22 protein-coding genes are annotated in these 14800 nt (G+C 48.5%); 19 read left to right on the top strand and 3 right to left on the bottom strand.

The window, feature by feature from the left end:
• Positions 1–9 precede the first annotated feature (9 nt).
• The 19 genes from QUE34_RS04340 (at position 10) to QUE34_RS04250 (ending at position 9548) form a co-directional block, all read left to right on the top strand.
• Positions 10–189 carry an antirestriction Ral family protein gene (locus tag QUE34_RS04340; protein WP_000213971.1) on the top strand — a complete coding sequence of 60 codons (180 nt, stop codon included), beginning with the start codon at positions 10–12 and terminating at the stop codon, positions 187–189.
• 202 nt (positions 190–391) lie between these two features.
• The gene (locus tag QUE34_RS04335; protein ID WP_000065351.1) at positions 392–760 is read left to right on the top strand and encodes a DUF2528 family protein; all 369 of its coding nucleotides are present in this window, start codon (positions 392–394) and stop codon (positions 758–760) included.
• Positions 761–832: 72 nt separating this feature from the next.
• On the top strand, positions 833–997 hold the full coding sequence (locus QUE34_RS04330) for a protease FtsH-inhibitory lysogeny factor CIII (RefSeq protein ID WP_001198861.1): 165 nt from the start codon (positions 833–835) through the stop codon (positions 995–997).
• Positions 966–1109, top strand: coding sequence for a host cell division inhibitory peptide Kil (kil, locus tag QUE34_RS04325; protein ID WP_000372941.1), 144 nt, complete (start codon positions 966–968; stop codon positions 1107–1109). Before QUE34_RS04330 ends, kil begins: the two co-directional genes overlap by 32 nt.
• 74 nt (positions 1110–1183) lie before the next feature.
• Entirely contained in the window at positions 1184–1480 is a 297-nt protein-coding gene (locus tag QUE34_RS04320) for a host-nuclease inhibitor Gam family protein (RefSeq protein ID WP_000995439.1), read from the top strand.
• Positions 1481–1485: 5 nt separating this feature from the next.
• Positions 1486–2271, top strand: a complete 786-nt coding sequence (gene bet, locus QUE34_RS04315; protein WP_047084740.1) for a phage recombination protein Bet — start codon at positions 1486–1488, stop codon at positions 2269–2271.
• Positions 2268–2945, top strand: coding sequence for a lambda exonuclease family protein (locus QUE34_RS04310; protein ID WP_000186836.1), 678 nt, complete (start codon positions 2268–2270; stop codon positions 2943–2945). The genes bet and QUE34_RS04310 overlap by 4 nt, the downstream gene beginning before the upstream one ends.
• Positions 2945–3127: a DUF1317 domain-containing protein gene (locus QUE34_RS04305; protein ID WP_001303590.1), complete on the top strand. Its 183-nt coding sequence runs from the start codon at positions 2945–2947 to the stop codon at positions 3125–3127. The genes QUE34_RS04310 and QUE34_RS04305 overlap by 1 nt, the downstream gene beginning before the upstream one ends.
• Positions 3100–3291 (top strand): DUF1382 family protein, encoded by a 192-nt coding sequence (locus QUE34_RS04300; protein WP_000548547.1) that lies wholly within the window; start codon positions 3100–3102, stop codon positions 3289–3291. Before QUE34_RS04305 ends, QUE34_RS04300 begins: the two co-directional genes overlap by 28 nt.
• A gap of 76 nt (positions 3292–3367) precedes the next feature.
• The gene (locus tag QUE34_RS04295; protein WP_000188870.1) at positions 3368–3583 is read left to right on the top strand and encodes a hypothetical protein; all 216 of its coding nucleotides are present in this window, start codon (positions 3368–3370) and stop codon (positions 3581–3583) included.
• Between the two features lie 98 nt (positions 3584–3681).
• Positions 3682–3903 carry a TraR/DksA family transcriptional regulator gene (locus QUE34_RS04290; RefSeq protein WP_000763383.1) on the top strand — a complete coding sequence of 74 codons (222 nt, stop codon included), beginning with the start codon at positions 3682–3684 and terminating at the stop codon, positions 3901–3903.
• Positions 3900–4670 (top strand): ead/Ea22-like family protein, encoded by a 771-nt coding sequence (locus QUE34_RS04285; protein ID WP_001289918.1) that lies wholly within the window; start codon positions 3900–3902, stop codon positions 4668–4670. Before QUE34_RS04290 ends, QUE34_RS04285 begins: the two co-directional genes overlap by 4 nt.
• Before the next feature lies 1 nt (position 4671).
• Entirely contained in the window at positions 4672–4875 is a 204-nt protein-coding gene (locus QUE34_RS04280; RefSeq protein ID WP_024226606.1) for a hypothetical protein, read from the top strand.
• 49 nt (positions 4876–4924) lie between these two features.
• Complete coding sequence (locus tag QUE34_RS04275; RefSeq protein WP_042970727.1) at positions 4925–5668, top strand: hypothetical protein; 744 nt, start codon at positions 4925–4927, stop codon at positions 5666–5668.
• A 322-nt stretch (positions 5669–5990) separates the two neighbouring features.
• Positions 5991–6614, top strand: coding sequence for an antA/AntB antirepressor family protein (locus QUE34_RS04270; RefSeq protein ID WP_024226604.1), 624 nt, complete (start codon positions 5991–5993; stop codon positions 6612–6614).
• A gap of 42 nt (positions 6615–6656) precedes the next feature.
• Complete coding sequence (locus QUE34_RS04265; RefSeq protein ID WP_042970713.1) at positions 6657–6824, top strand: hypothetical protein; 168 nt, start codon at positions 6657–6659, stop codon at positions 6822–6824.
• Positions 6825–6863: 39 nt separating this feature from the next.
• The gene (locus tag QUE34_RS04260) at positions 6864–7082 is read left to right on the top strand and encodes an excisionase (protein ID WP_001303849.1); all 219 of its coding nucleotides are present in this window, start codon (positions 6864–6866) and stop codon (positions 7080–7082) included.
• Positions 7060–8130, top strand: a complete 1071-nt coding sequence (locus QUE34_RS04255) for a tyrosine-type recombinase/integrase (protein ID WP_042970712.1) — start codon at positions 7060–7062, stop codon at positions 8128–8130. Before QUE34_RS04260 ends, QUE34_RS04255 begins: the two co-directional genes overlap by 23 nt.
• Positions 8131–8264: 134 nt before the next feature.
• Positions 8265–9548, top strand: a complete 1284-nt coding sequence (locus tag QUE34_RS04250; protein WP_032183739.1) for a putative acyl-CoA thioester hydrolase — start codon at positions 8265–8267, stop codon at positions 9546–9548.
• Positions 9549–9780: 232 nt separating this feature from the next.
• On the opposite strand, the gene QUE34_RS04245 is transcribed toward QUE34_RS04250, so the two are convergent.
• The 3 genes from QUE34_RS04245 to QUE34_RS04235 all read right to left on the bottom strand — a co-directional run bounded on the left by QUE34_RS04245 (position 9781) and on the right by QUE34_RS04235 (position 14785).
• Positions 9781–12042, bottom strand: coding sequence for a hydratase (locus tag QUE34_RS04245; protein WP_105268526.1), 2262 nt, complete (start codon positions 12040–12042; stop codon positions 9781–9783).
• A gap of 182 nt (positions 12043–12224) precedes the next feature.
• Complete coding sequence (locus QUE34_RS04240) at positions 12225–13658, bottom strand: anion permease (protein WP_286338927.1); 1434 nt, start codon at positions 13656–13658, stop codon at positions 12225–12227.
• Between the two features lie 74 nt (positions 13659–13732).
• Entirely contained in the window at positions 13733–14785 is a 1053-nt protein-coding gene (locus QUE34_RS04235; protein WP_103253293.1) for a 4-oxalomesaconate tautomerase, read from the bottom strand.
• Positions 14786–14800: the final 15 nt, after the last annotated feature.

Below are 14800 nucleotides of genomic sequence, written 5' to 3'. Positions count from 1 at the left end.
ACTATCCGTATGACTACGACTATTGATAAAAATCAATGGTGTGGACAATTCAAGCGATGCAATGGATGCAAGCTGCAATCGGAATGCATGGTTAAGCCTGAAGAAATGTTTCCTGTAATGGAAGATGGGAAATATGTCGATAAATGGGCAATACGAACGACGGCAATGATTGCCAGAGAACTTGGTTAACAGAACAACAAAGCTGCCTGATAGTGGCCTTTATTTTTGGCATAAATAACAGAATAAACACTGCACTGTGTATTCATTCCAACGAGTGAATACACGGAGCAATGTCGCTCGTAACTAAACAGGAGCCGACTTGTTCTGATTATTGGAAATCTTCTTTGCCCTCCAGTGTGAGGGCGATTTTTTTCTGTGAGGATATGAATAGATGTCAAACATCAAAAAATACATCATTGATTACGACTGGAAAGCATCAATAGAAATTGAAATCGACCATGACTTAATGACAGAGGAAAAACTTCACCAAATTAATAATTTCTGGTCAGACTCTGAATACCGACTCAATAAACACGGCTCTGTATTAAATGCTGTATTAATCATGCTGGCGCAACATGCTCTGCTTATAGCAATTTCAAGCGACTTAAATGCATATGGTGTTGTGTGTGAGTTCGACTGGAATGATGGAAATGGTCAGGAAGGATGGCCTCCAATGGATGGTAGCGAAGGAATAAGAATTACCGATATCGATACATCAGGAATATTTGATTCAGATGATATGACTATCAAAGCCGCCTGAGCGCTGCGTTACCGCATACCAATAACGCTTCACTCGAGGCGTTTTTCGTTATGTATAAATAAGGAGCACACCATGCAATATGCCATTGCAGGGTGGCCTGTTGCTGGCTGCCCTTCCGAATCTTTACTTGAACGAATCACCCGTAAATTACGTGACGGATGGAAACGCCTTATCGACATACTTAATCAGCCAGGAGTCCCAAAAAATGGATCAAACACTTATGGCTATCCAGACTAAATTCACTATCGCCACTTTTATTGGCGATGAAAAGATGTTTCGTGAAGCCGTCGACGCTTATAAAAAATGGATATTAATGCTGAAACTGAGATCAAGCAAAAGCATTCACTAACCCCCTTTCCTGTTTTCCTAATCAGCCCGGCATTTAGCGGGCGATATTTTCACAGCTATTTCAGGAGTTCAGCCATGAACGCTTATTACATTCAGGATCGTCTTGAGGCTCAGAGCTGGGCGCGTCACTACCAGCAGATCGCCCGTGAAGAGAAAGAGGCAGAACTGGCAGACGATATGGAAAAAGGCCTGCCCCAGCACCTGTTTGAATCGCTATGCATCGATCATTTGCAACGTCACGGGGCCAGCAAAAAAGCCATTACCCGTGCGTTTGATGACGATGTTGAGTTTCAGGAGCGCATGGCAGAACACATCCGGTACATGGTTGAAACCATTGCTCACCACCAGGTTGATATTGATTCAGAGGTATAAAACGGATGAGTACAGCACTCGCAACGCTGGCTGGGAAGCTGGCTGAACGTGTCGGCATGGATTCTGTCGACCCACAGGAACTGATCACCACTCTTCGCCAGACAGCATTTAAAGGTGATGCCAGCGATGCGCAGTTCATCGCATTGCTGATCGTCGCCAACCAGTACGGCCTTAATCCGTGGACGAAAGAAATTTACGCCTTCCCTGATAAGCAGAACGGCATCGTTCCGGTGGTGGGCGTTGATGGCTGGTCCCGCATCATCAATGAAAACCAGCAGTTTGATGGTATGGACTTTGAACAGGACAACGAATCCTGCACATGCCGGATTTACCGCAAAGACCGCAATCATCCGATCTGCGTTACCGAGTGGATGGATGAATGCCGCCGCGAACCATTCAAAACCCGCGAAGGCAGAGAAATTACGGGGCCGTGGCAGTCGCATCCCAAACGGATGTTACGGCATAAAGCCATGATTCAGTGTGCCCGTCTGGCCTTCGGATTTGCGGGTATCTATGACAAGGATGAAGCCGAGGGCATTGTCGAAAATACCGCATACACTGCAGAACGTCAGCCGGAACGCGACATCACTCCGGTTAACGATGAAACCATGCAGGAGATTAACACTCTGCTGATCGCCCTGGATAAAACATGGGATGACGACTTATTGCCGCTCTGTTCCCAGATATTTCGCCGCGACATTCGTGCATCGTCAGAACTGACACAGGCCGAAGCAGTAAAAGCTCTTGGATTCCTGAAACAGAAAGCCGCAGAGCAGAAGGTGGCAGCATGACACCGGACATTATCCTGCAACGTACAGGGATCGACGTGAGAGCTGTCGAACAGGGGGATGATGCGTGGCACAAATTACGGCTCGGCGTCATCACCGCTTCAGAAGTTCACAACGTGATAGCAAAACCCCGATCAGGAAAGAAGTGGCCTGACATGAAAATGTCCTACTTCCACACCCTGCTGGCTGAGGTTTGCACCGGTGTGGCTCCGGAAGTTAACGCTAAGGCTCTGGCCTGGGGAAAACAGTACGAGAACGACGCCAGAACCCTCTTTGAGTTCACTTCCGGCGTGAATGTTACTGAATCCCCGATCATCTATCGCGACGAAAGTATGCGCACCGCCTGCTCTCCCGATGGTTTATGCAGTGACGGCAACGGCCTTGAGCTGAAATGCCCGTTTACCTCCCGGGATTTCATGAAGTTCCGGCTCGGTGGTTTCGAGGCCATAAAATCGGCTTACATGGCCCAGGTGCAGTACAGCATGTGGGTGACACGAAAAGATGCCTGGTACTTTGCCAACTATGACCCGCGCATGAAGCGTGAAGGCCTGCATTATGTCGTGATTGAGCGGAATGAAAAGTACATGGCGAGTTTTGACGAGATGGTGCCGGAGTTCATCGAAAAAATGGACGAGGCACTGGCTGAAATTGGTTTTGTATATGGGGAGCAATGGTAATGAAGCATCCTCACGATAATATCCGGGTAGGCACGATCACTTTCGTCTACTCCGTTACAAAGCGAGGCTGGGTATTTCCCGGCCTTTCTGTTATCCGAAATCCACTGAAAGCACAGCGGCTGGCTGAAGAGATAAATAATAAACGAGGGGCTGTATGCACAAAGCATCTCCTGTTGAATTAAGAACGAGTATCGGGATGGCACATAGCCTCGCTCAAATTGGAGTCAGGTTTGTGCCAATACCAGTAGAAACAGACGAAGAATTTCATACGTTAGCCACATCCCTTTCACAAAAGCTGGAAATGATGGCGGCGAAAGCAGAAGCAAACGAGAGAGACCCGGCATGACAACAACAGAATGCATTTTTCTGGCAGCAGGCTTCATATTCTGTGTGCTTATGCTTGCCGACATGGGACTTGTTCAATGACACCTCAGCAGGAAAACGCCCTTCGCAGCATTGCCCGTCAGGCTAATTCTGAAATCAAAAAAGCCAGACAGCAGTTTCCGGATAAAAACGTCGATGACATTTGCCGTAGCGTACTGAAGAAGCACCGCGAAACGGTAACGCTAATGGGATTCACACCGACTCATTTAAGTCTGGCGATCGGCATGTTAAACGGCGTCTTTAAGGAGCGATGAACATGAAAAGCAAAATCATCAGGGAGCTACAGGCTCCTTTTTTATTGTTCGCATTCACCCTCAAGCGTATTAACCAACAATTCAGGGATTAATGAAAGATGGCAGATATCATTGATTCAGCATCAGAAATTGAAGAATTACAGCGCAATACAGCAATAAAAATGCGTCGCCTGAACTACCAGACTGTATCCGCAACTCATTGTTGTGAGTGTGGCGATCCGATAGATGAACGAAGACGCCTGGCAGTTCAGGGTTGTCGGACTTGTGCAAGTTGCCAGGAGGATCTGGAGCTTATCAGTAAACAGAGAGGTTCGAAGTGAGCGAAATTAATTATCAGGCACTGCGTGAAAAGGCAGAGAAAGCAACTAAAGGAAGCTACATCGTAGGGCATACATCTGTTAACCAGCACGGCAATTTAACAGGAGTTTTTGTTTGCCAAAAATGGAAAGGAGAACCCGGTGGCGTGATTGCGGAATGTCATGTTAACTGCCTGATTGAATCAGATGCTCAGGCTTATGCAAACGCTGAATTCATAGCAGAGGCTAACCCGGCTACCGTGCTGGCACTGCTGGATGAACAGGAAAGAAACCAGCAATACATCAAACGCCGTGACCAGGAGAACGAGGATATTGCGCTAACGGTAGGGAAGCTGCGTGTTGAGCTTGAAGCAGCAGAGAACAACCTTATTGATAGCGAATGCCATGTTGCTGAACTGGAAGAAGCGCTACGCGATAAGCAGGCGTTACTTGAAGCCTCAGAAAAGCGCAACGCAAAATTACAAAGCGAGAATGCATACATCCGCAACCGGTACAAAGAACTGGACCTATTAATCGGGAAAAACATTCTGGTCATGCAGGCTGCCATTATCGAATGGCAGGCAACTGGCGACGCTAAGAGCGGACTAGCATGGATTTATAACACACTGTTTGGCCCTGGCGAATTACCGGACGAATCTGAGAAAGATGCTCAGGCCTACTTTAATCGCAAATATGCACCGATTGACGAAAAGCTTATGGCGCTTCACAAGTGGTTTTGGGAACAAAGTGAAGCCGAGCGCGCCGCTGGCATTCGCATCAAAGGAGAGTGAGATGAACGGACAAATCTCAATTGTTCGACCGGGAGCATGTGACGATTGCGAGATACGAATGATTATTCGTCTGGCGAGGGGGAAAACAATAACTGCTCTCATTACTCCAGAAAATCTCGCATTAGCATTAACCGGAAAGTCAGACCTGCCAGTAGAGCTAAAGCTGCGAAATGTTGAGATTAAGGTGAGTATCAGCAATGAATAACAATCCTCGCATTGGCGGGGATTTCTTTTATCTGAAAAGGACAGAATACATGATTAACAATATTGCAAATCAGTCTTCGTTTCCGGCTGCAACAATTGACAGCCAGATGCTGTTGAAAATGGTTAATGAGGCGCGGAGACTGCGAGGCGAAAAAGAAGTACGCAACAACGACTTCATTGCACGCATCAAAGATGAGCTTGAGGGGGAGGGTTACGAAATTTTCGTAACCCCCATGGATAAGAAAAAAGGCGGAGCGGATCAGGTGGTTATAGTGATGACCTACAAGCAAGCCCTGCGCGTCGCCGCACGTGAGTCGAAAGCCGTCCGTCGTTCGCTGGTCGACAAACTTGAATCAATGCAACAGCAGTTGCAACAAAAAACGACCACGAAGAAATCACCGGATGGCCTTGAAGAATTCCGTAAGGCACGCGCATTGAAAATGACCGTCGACACAATGAAAGACCTCTTCGACTTCCTCCCTCACCTCGCACCGGAAGCTAAACAGGTCGTTGCCGCCAGCCTGATTAATCCCGTCGTCGGCTTTAGTGCAATCCCTCTTCCGGTCATTGATGAACATCACTACTCTGCGTCGGAGGTTGGCACCATGCTTGGCATTTCAGCCAACAAGATAGGGCGCATTGCCAACACCTACATGCTCAAAACAGAAAAGTACGGGAAGTGGTTCATCGACAAATCGGCGCACAGTGACAAGCAGGTCGAGACATTTCGCTACAACGAGGCGGGAGTGCACAAGATCGAGGAACTCATCGAAGGAGAACGAAAGGCTGCATGATTTTGACAAGATAGTTTTCCCCAAATCTGGGGGAAAAGACCGAATGGCGCGGCTTACAGCAAGATAAAGACCACATGATTTGACAAATCCGCATTAACGGGGCTATATTCCGCTTCATGGTGCTGAACACACCTTGCAAAGCGGAAACCGCACCCGTCAGTCATGCGGCTTTTTTATGTCCATTTCTCAGATATGGTCGGGTAGCGCGTATACCGAAAAACAACCGAAAGGTTAAGGATACGGGCCGACTTTGCACGGTGTTCAAGTACCTGACCGCCCTGCTGAACACAGGGCTATCTGAACAAATGCAAAGGACATAAAAATGACCAGTCAACTCATCCCCGTATTCAACGGCACTATCGCCAACGAAACAGCCCTACTCTGCAATGCCCGCGATCTGCATGCTTTTTTAGGCGTGAAAAAGGTGTTTGCGGCATGGATTACAAATCGCATTTCAGAATACGAATTCATTGAAAATCAAGACTATATTTTGCTTTCCAATTTGGGAAAGCAAACATCTGGTAGAGGCGGTCACAACCGCAAGGATTACCACCTCACCCTCGACACAGCCAAAGAACTGGCGATGGTGGAGCACAACGAAAAAGGCCGCCAGATACGCCGATACTTCATCGAGTGCGAAAAGAAACTTCGCAGCATGCAACCAGCACAGCAATTCACAGACGAGGAAATCATCCTCCTCTGCTACATGCAGGTACAGATGGAGAAAGCACAGGACATCAGCAAACGCCTGTATCCGATATTGAAGGAACTGAACTCATCATACGCGAGCAAGCTGTATGACATCGCGTTTGAGACTTTCTACACGGTGACGAAAAACAGAGACGCATTGCTCAGGGAGGCAACACGAATTGACCAGACAAGCGCCATTTTCGAACGGGCAAGACCAATGTTAAAAAGCCTTCGGGCGAGACAATTCGAATTTTAATATCAAAGGAGCTTCGGCTCCTTTTTTTACAGGTGAAACTTAATGAAATTCAAAGTCACAGGTGAATGGAATGGAGAACCATTCAACAGAGTTATCGAAGCGGAGAACATCAACGACTGCTACGACCACTGGATGATATGGGCGCAGATAGCGCATGCAGACGTAACCAATATTCGAATTGAAGAACTGAAAGAACACCATGCCGCCTGATGGCGGTTTTTTCTTGCGTGTAATTGCGGAGACTTTGCGATGTACTTGACACTTCAGGAGTGGAACGCACGCCAGCGACGCCCAAGAAGCCTTGAAACAGTTCGTCGATGGGTACGCGAGTGCAGGATATTCCCTCCTCCGGTTAAGGATGGAAGAGAGTATCTGTTCCACGAATCAGCGGTAAAGGTTGACTTAAATCGACCAGTAACAGGTAGCCTTTTGAAGAGGATCAGAAATGGGAAGAAGGCGAAGTCATGAGCGCCGGGATTTACCCCCTAACCTTTATATAAGAAACAATGGATATTACTGCTACAGGGACCCAAGGACGGGTAAAGAGTTTGGATTAGGCCGAGACAGGAGGATAGCAATCACTGAAGCAATACAGGCCAATATTGAGTTATTTTCAGGACACAAACACAAGCCTCTGACAGCGAGAATCAACAGTGATAATTCTGTTACGTTACATTCATGGCTTGATCGCTACGAAAAAATCCTCGCCAGCAGAGGAATCAAGCAGAAGACACTCATAAATTACATGAGCAAAATTAAAGCAATAAGGAGGGGGCTGCCTGATGCTCCACTTGAAGACATCACCACAAAAGAAATTGCGGCAATGCTCAATGGATACATAGACGAGGGCAAGGCGGCATCAGCCAAGTTAATCAGATCAACACTGAGCGATGCATTCCGAGAGGCAATAGCTGAAGGCCATATAACAACAAACCCAGTCGCTGCCACTCGCGCAGCAAAATCAGAGGTAAGGAGATCAAGACTTACAGCTGACGAATACCTGAAAATTTATCAAGCAGCAGAATCATCACCATGTTGGCTCAGACTTGCAATGGAACTGGCTGTTGTTACCGGGCAACGAGTTGGTGATTTATGCGAAATGAAGTGGTCTGATATCGTAGATGGATATCTTTATGTCGAGCAAAGCAAAACGGGCGTAAAAATTGCCATCCCAACAACATTGCATGTTGATGCTCTCGGGATATCAATGAAGGAAACACTTGATAAATGCAAAGAGATTCTTGACGGAGAAACCATAATTGCATCTACTCGTCGTGAACCGCTTTCATCCGGCACAGTATCAAGGTATTTTATGCGCGCACGAAAAGCATCAGGCCTTTCCTTCGAAGGGGATCCGCCTACCTTTCACGAGTTGCGCAGTTTGTCTGCAAGACTCTATGAGAAGCAGATAAGCGATAAGTTTGCTCAACATCTTCTCGGGCATAAGTCGGACACCATGGCATCACAGTATCGTGATGACAGAGGCAGGGAGTGGGACAAAATTGAAATCAAATAATGATTTTATTTTGACTGATAGTGACCTGTTCGTTGCAACAAATTGATAAGCAATGCTTTTTTATAATGCCAACTTAGTATAAAAAAGCAGGCTTCAACGGATTCATTTTTCTATTTCATAGCCCGGAGCAACCTGTGAACACATTTTCAGTTTCCCGTCTGGCGCTGGCATTGGCTTTTGGCGTGACGCTGACCGCCTGTAGCTCAACACCGCCCGATCAACGTCCTTCTGATCAAACCGCGCCTGGTACCTCTTCTCGCCCGATTCTGTCGGCAAAAGAAGCGCAGAATTTCGATGCTCAACACTATTTTGCGTCCCTGACGCCAGGTGCTGCAGCGTGGAATCCTTCCCCGATTACTCTGCCTGCGCAACCTGACTTTGTTGTCGGCCCGGCGGGTACTCCGGGTGTAACGCATACCACGATTCAGGCGGCGGTAGATGCGGCAATTATCAAGCGCACCAACAAGCGCCAGTATATTGCCGTGATGCCTGGTGAGTATCAGGGAACGGTGTATGTCCCTGCTGCTCCGGGTGGAATTACTCTGTACGGTACAGGTGAAAAACCGATTGATGTGAAGATTGGGCTTTCCCTTGATGGGAGCATGAGCCCTGCCGACTGGCGTCACGACGTCAACCCGCGCGGCAAATATATGCCAGGTAAACCAGCGTGGTATATGTACGATAGCTGCCAGAGCAAACGCAGCGACAGTATCGGCGTTCTGTGTTCTGCGGTCTTCTGGTCACAAAACAACGGCCTGCAACTGCAAAACCTGACCATCGAAAACACGCTGGGTGATAGCGTAGATGCGGGTAACCATCCGGCGGTGGCACTGCGTACTGATGGCGACAAAGTGCAGATCAATAACGTCAACATTCTCGGTCGTCAGAATACATTCTTTGTCACCAACAGTGGTGTGCAAAACCGTCTGGAAACCAACCGTCAGCCGCGTACTCTGGTGACCAACAGTTACATTGAAGGGGATGTGGATATCGTTTCTGGTCGCGGCGCAGTGGTGTTCGATAATACCGAATTCCGCGTGGTGAACTCACGTACTCAGCAAGAAGCGTATGTGTTTGCACCGGCTACGCTGTCTAACATCTATTACGGTTTCCTCGCCGTAAACAGCCGCTTCAATGCTTCCGGTGATGGCGTGGCGCAACTGGGCCGCTCGCTGGATGTTGATGCCAATACCAACGGTCAGGTGGTGATCCGTGATAGCGCCATCAACGAAGGTTTTAACACGGCTAAACCGTGGGCCGATGCGGTGATTTCCAATCGCCCGTTTGCGGGTAATACTGGCAACGTTGATGATAACGACGAAGTACAGCGTAATCTGAATGACACTAACTACAACCGCATGTGGGAATACAATAACCGCGGCGTGGGTAGCAAAGTGGTTGCAGAGGCGAAGAAGTAAAAGCGATTAACTTTTTGCCGGATGCGGCGTAAACGCCTTATCCGGCCTACAGTTCGATGCGATTCGTAGGTCAGATAAGATACGTCAGCATCGCATCCGACAATAAGTGCCGGATACGGCGTAAACGCCTTATCCGGCCTACGGTTCGATGCGATTTGTAGGTCGGATAAGATGCGTCAGCATCGCATCCGACAATAAGTGCCGGATGCGACCTACATTCACATGGCGCTTTTTACATCTGACGGTTTTTATTGAAGTTAATCAAACTACCCGCCTTGATAATCTCGCGCTCTTCAGCAGTCAGACTTTCCATATAGAGCGTAATCTCTGTTACCGGCGCATCTTCATGGATCACATAACCTTTAAACGTCGTCCCCGGATTATCCAGCGCCGCTTTAATGCCAGGGATGTAAATGTAATCGCCCACTTCAAAGTTCGGTGCTTCCGCCATCTGCAGCGGTAACATTCCCCAGTTGATGACGTTAGAACGGTAGCGTTTAGTCGCGTATTCCTCGGCAATATTCGCCAGACCGCCAATCACACGCTGGCAGCTCGCCGCCTGCTCACGCGCAGAACCATCGCCTGGTTTCACCGCATAGACCATGCTGCCAATTTCAGTTTGCAGCGGATCAATATGCTCCTGACCAGCAATCTGCTTAATGCGCGCAAACACCTCTGTCAGCTCGCTGACATTGCCCGCCAGACGCTGATTTTCCAGCTCAGCAGTCGCTTTACTTCTGCCAACATAACCTGGATCGCGGCGTGACAGGGTAAACTCCGCCAAACCAATCGGATTTGAACGATAAGAAGAGGTTTCACCGGAAGGAATCAGTTCGTCGGTGGTGGTGACTTCGTCGAGGATCTTCGAGCACACTTTGAGGACGATATTGTCAGTCAGCGCCCCCAATTCCGGCCAGTCTTTAATGTTCGGTCCGTAAATCAGCGGTTGCTGGGTCGCCCCTTTCACAAAGCCCTGATAAACACGGTTTTTATACGGCGTTACATCGAAGGCGTACTCCGGCACGTTGTCCCAGCAATCGAGTTCGCTGGCAGAGGTTAAATAGCCTCCGTTTGCCGCAGTCGCAGCAATAGAACGGGCGTCCATCAACGCCACCGCTGACATCTGACCATTAGCTGGCTTAGAGCCTTCGCGGTTCGGGAAGTTACGCGTGGTGTGGCGAATACTCAAACCGTTGTTGATTGGCGTATCACCCGCACCGAAGCATGGGCCGCAGAACGCGGTTCTGATGATTGCGCCTGCGCCAATCAAATCTGCTACCATGCCTTTTTTGGCTAAATCCATAAACACCGGCTGTGATGACGGATAAACCGCCAGCGAGAAGGTGTCATTGCCACAGGATTGACCGCGCAGCGCATTCGCCGCCGCGATGACGTTTTCGTAGTTACCGCCAGAACAGCCCGCGATAATCCCCTGCTGCACTTTCAGGCGACCATTTTCCACTTTATCCAGCAGCGAGAGTTTGGCTTTACCGTGCGCCACGCGCTCGGACTCAATTTCAATCTCACGCAGAATGTCAGTCAGGTTCTGGTTCAGCATGTCGATTTCATACACGTTGCTCGGGTGGAACGGCAGCGCAATCATTGGTTTGATGGCGCTTAAATCAACGCTGATGCAGCCATCGTAGTACGCCATCGGTTGAGGGTTAAGCTGGCAGTAATCCTGGCCGCGACCGTGCAGCGCCAGCCAGTTATGGACTTCTTCATCAGTTTGCCAGACAGAACTTAAACAGGTAGTTTCAGTGGTCATCACGTCAACGCTGTTACGGAAATCGGTAGAGAGCGCCGCAACACCGGGACCCACGAACTCCATCACTTTGTTTTTGACGTAGCCGTTTTTGAACACGGCACCGATGATAGCCAGCGCCACATCCTGCGGCCCCACATACGGCGCAGGTTTTCCGGTCAAATGCACCGCAACAACTCCCGGATAGTCGATATCCCAGGTGTCATTAAGCAGCTGTTTTACCAACTCACCGCCACCCTCACCGACTGCCATTGTCCCTAATGCACCGTAACGGGTGTGGCTGTCTGACCCGAGGATCATTTTGCCGCCGCCTGCCATCATCTCACGCATATATTGATGGATGACCGCAATATGTGGAGGCACAAAAATACCGCCATAACGCTGCGCTGCCGATAAACCAAAAACATGGTCATCACCGTTAATGGTGCCGCCGACGGCGCAGAGTGAGTTATGGCAGTTGGTCAGCACATACGGCAGCGGGAAACGTTCCATACCGGACGCTTTAGCGGTCTGTACAATACCAACAAAGGTAATATCGTGAGAGGCTAATGAATCAAACTTAATTTTAAGTTTATCCATATTTCCGGACGTATTATGAGAAGAGAGAATAGACCAGGCAATAGTGCCTTTTTTTGCTTCTTCTTTTTTAATTTCGCCGGTGAAATGTTCTTCGGCAATTATTTCGTTATTACTGGCGAGAAACACGCCTTTTTCAGATAACTTGATCATCAAATGCTCCAGATATCTGCGCACCGTTAAGTACGCAGAAAGATAATAAATGGATATACTCTAAATAATTCGAGTTGCAGGAAGGCGGCAAGCGAGTGAATCCCCAGGAGCTTACATAAGTAAGTGACTGGGGTGAGCGAACGCAGACGCAGCACATGCAACTTGAAGTATGACGAGTATATTTACAGCATGTTCCAGCCGATCAGCATATTCCACCACCACACGCCGAGGGTGATATGTACCAGGAAGGTTAATATCGTCAGTACCGCACCGACTAACCACCAGGATTTAATATCGTTATAGCCTACGCCGAAGATGACCGGACCTGCCGCACCGCCATAGTGAGTAACCATGCCGCCATAGGAGTTGGAGAAAAGCAGCGCCAGCGCAGTTAACATTAACGGTGCGCCGGAGACGTTCGCCAGCATGGCAAATACCGGTAACATGGCAACGATATAGGCACTACCGGAAGCAAAGAAATAACGCACGATGATGCTAAGGAAAATAATAACGAAGAAAGCTACGTTACCATGACCGTCAAATGCCAGGTTATTTTTAAAGACTTCAGCTAACCATTCGAAGAATTTAACTTTCGATAATAAGGAGCTTAAGCCGATAATACCGCCGTACCAGATTAAGGTATTCCAGCCGCCTTTATTTTTCACCACGTCTTCCCAGGTAACGATCCCCAGCAGCAGCATGGTCGCCATAACAACGATTGCCACAGTGGATTCATCTACCCCGAGCGTTTTACTGAAAATCCAGCCCAACAGCGCCAGCACAAAGACACCGAGCAGCATTTTTTCGCGGATTTTCATCGGCCCCAGTTCAGCAAGGCCCGCTTTGGCGATAGTTTTGTTATCCACTTTCTTAATTTCTGGCGGATACATGGTGTAAATCACCAGCGGAGTGACCAGCAGCATAATGATGCCCGGTAAACCAGCGGCCAGTGCCCATCCACCCCAGCTAATTTGCAGGTGCAGAATGTCGTTGATCATTTTCAGCGCCAGAATGTTCCCCGCCATTGCGGTAAAGAACATATAGCTGGTGGTTTTGGTGACCATGTAAATGGACATCATCAGGTAATGTCCGACACGACGCGGGCTTTTTTCAGGTTCTGACCCCAAAGCCACCGCCACGCTGTTGATGATCGGTAAAACAATGCCGCCCGCACGCGCGGTGTTAGACGGTGTTGCCGGAGCCAGTACCAGATCGAGGAATACCGTAACGTAACCCAGCCCCAGCGTGGTGTTACCGATTTTACCAATCAGCAGATAGGCTATACGTTTGCCTAAGCCGGTGGTCACAAATGCGGCGCTTAAGGTAAACGCCGAGAACACCAGCCAGGTGGTACCTGAAGAGTAACCGCTTAATACGGCGGTAGTCTTAAATGCACCAGCGGATAAATTACCGACCACCACCATTGAGGCATCAACGGCAATTAACAGTACGACAGGTTCCGGGAAAGGCTTGATAACCAGCCCGACGATTGCTGCCAGGTAAATACCAAAAAGCACCCACGCCAGTTCGCTTAATCCTGCCGGAGCTGGCATAAAGCCAATAATACATGGGATCGCTAATATCAGAATTAGCTTCCATAACGATTTTTTATTCATTTAAAATCCTGTTCTTTCTGTATGACTTATACAGAAGTCCTTTGTTAATTGCCCTTATCACGACAACGACCTTTTCAGGGAAGATAAACTTCACCGGAAAATATTTTTCTGGTCGTCCGAATAACAGATGCGCGTAAGGTTGTGGCATCCTGACCTTCATTGCTTAAATGAACGTCGAGCGCACCACTGGGATGTTCAATATTGATATTGCCATATCCTACAGAAGGGACGATTTGTCGGGTGACGGTGCCTTCCAATGCACAACTACTGGAAATGGCAATAGCACCGGTTATCGCCAGCGCACGATGGCAGGAGTGCGGCATAAAATAACGCACATTAATTGCCCCGCCTTTCTGTGCTGGAGAAATAAGCACAGGCTTAGGGATAACCATATTACTGACATCACCTAAGCCCATTGCTTTACCCGCTTGTAGGCGGATAGATTCAATGCGGGCTAATAATGTTTTGTCGGCATCCAGTTCCGCCGGTAATTCATAGCCTGTTTTACCCAAATAATCAGCCGGAATAATGACGACTGGCATCGCCATATCGATACAAGTCACTGGAACATCGTCAAAATAATCGATCTGATTATCAGTCGGGAAAACTTTTCCGGTTTTGGTTCCAGCGGCATTCAGGAAAGTGAGCGCAACCGGTGCGGCAGTACCCGGTACGCCGTCAATTCTGGTGCTACCCTCGTACTCGACAACACCATTTGGCGTTTGCACATCAGCTTCGATGAACGTACCCGTATTGACGTTGCGGATACGTACGCGGGTAACTGGCGAAGTCGCTGCAATCAAACCATTTTCAATGGCGAATGCCCCAACGCCAGACAGCATATTGCCGCAGTTAGGTGTAGTGTCGACACGTTGCTCATGGACGATAACCTGAGCAAACAGATAATCGACGTCAGCACGCGGATCGCTGGAACGGCTAATTATGGCGACTTTACTGGTCAGCGGATTACCGCCGCCAATACCGTCAATTTCCAGATCGTTACCGGAACCCATAATTGCCATCAATATTTTATCGCGCTGCGTTTGATCTTCGGGTAGATGTTCCGCTAACAGGAACGCGCCCCTCGAGGTTCCACCTCGCATCATCACGCAGGGTATTTTTTTCATAATAATGCCCTCAAT

Origin of the sequence: Escherichia sp. KS167_9B (assembly GCF_030295215.1) — a bacterium.
Lineage (GTDB): Bacteria > Pseudomonadota > Gammaproteobacteria > Enterobacterales > Enterobacteriaceae > Escherichia > Escherichia coli_F.
This window is presented reverse-complemented; position numbering and strand designations above follow the sequence as displayed.

Bases quoted from the DNA above. Each gene is read 5' to 3' on its own strand.
- QUE34_RS04340 (WP_000213971.1), top strand. From the start codon at position 10: ATGACTACGACTATTGATAAAAATCAATGGTGTGGACAATTCAAGCGA.
- QUE34_RS04335 (WP_000065351.1), top strand. From the start codon at position 392: ATGTCAAACATCAAAAAATACATCATTGATTACGACTGGAAAGCATCA.
- QUE34_RS04330 (WP_001198861.1), top strand. From the start codon at position 833: ATGCAATATGCCATTGCAGGGTGGCCTGTTGCTGGCTGCCCTTCCGAA.
- kil (WP_000372941.1), top strand. From the start codon at position 966: ATGGATCAAACACTTATGGCTATCCAGACTAAATTCACTATCGCCACT.
- QUE34_RS04320 (WP_000995439.1), top strand. From the start codon at position 1,184: ATGAACGCTTATTACATTCAGGATCGTCTTGAGGCTCAGAGCTGGGCG.
- bet (WP_047084740.1), top strand. From the start codon at position 1,486: ATGAGTACAGCACTCGCAACGCTGGCTGGGAAGCTGGCTGAACGTGTC.
- QUE34_RS04310 (WP_000186836.1), top strand. From the start codon at position 2,268: ATGACACCGGACATTATCCTGCAACGTACAGGGATCGACGTGAGAGCT.
- QUE34_RS04305 (WP_001303590.1), top strand. From the start codon at position 2,945: ATGAAGCATCCTCACGATAATATCCGGGTAGGCACGATCACTTTCGTC.
- QUE34_RS04300 (WP_000548547.1), top strand. From the start codon at position 3,100: ATGCACAAAGCATCTCCTGTTGAATTAAGAACGAGTATCGGGATGGCA.
- QUE34_RS04295 (WP_000188870.1), top strand. From the start codon at position 3,368: ATGACACCTCAGCAGGAAAACGCCCTTCGCAGCATTGCCCGTCAGGCT.
- QUE34_RS04290 (WP_000763383.1), top strand. From the start codon at position 3,682: ATGGCAGATATCATTGATTCAGCATCAGAAATTGAAGAATTACAGCGC.
- QUE34_RS04280 (WP_024226606.1), top strand. From the start codon at position 4,672: ATGAACGGACAAATCTCAATTGTTCGACCGGGAGCATGTGACGATTGC.
- QUE34_RS04275 (WP_042970727.1), top strand. From the start codon at position 4,925: ATGATTAACAATATTGCAAATCAGTCTTCGTTTCCGGCTGCAACAATT.
- QUE34_RS04270 (WP_024226604.1), top strand. From the start codon at position 5,991: ATGACCAGTCAACTCATCCCCGTATTCAACGGCACTATCGCCAACGAA.
- QUE34_RS04265 (WP_042970713.1), top strand. From the start codon at position 6,657: ATGAAATTCAAAGTCACAGGTGAATGGAATGGAGAACCATTCAACAGA.
- QUE34_RS04260 (WP_001303849.1), top strand. From the start codon at position 6,864: ATGTACTTGACACTTCAGGAGTGGAACGCACGCCAGCGACGCCCAAGA.
- QUE34_RS04255 (WP_042970712.1), top strand. From the start codon at position 7,060: ATGGGAAGAAGGCGAAGTCATGAGCGCCGGGATTTACCCCCTAACCTT.
- QUE34_RS04245 (WP_105268526.1), bottom strand. From the start codon at position 12,042: ATGATCAAGTTATCTGAAAAAGGCGTGTTTCTCGCCAGTAATAACGAA.
- QUE34_RS04240 (WP_286338927.1), bottom strand. From the start codon at position 13,658: ATGAATAAAAAATCGTTATGGAAGCTAATTCTGATATTAGCGATCCCA.
- QUE34_RS04235 (WP_103253293.1), bottom strand. From the start codon at position 14,785: ATGAAAAAAATACCCTGCGTGATGATGCGAGGTGGAACCTCGAGGGGC.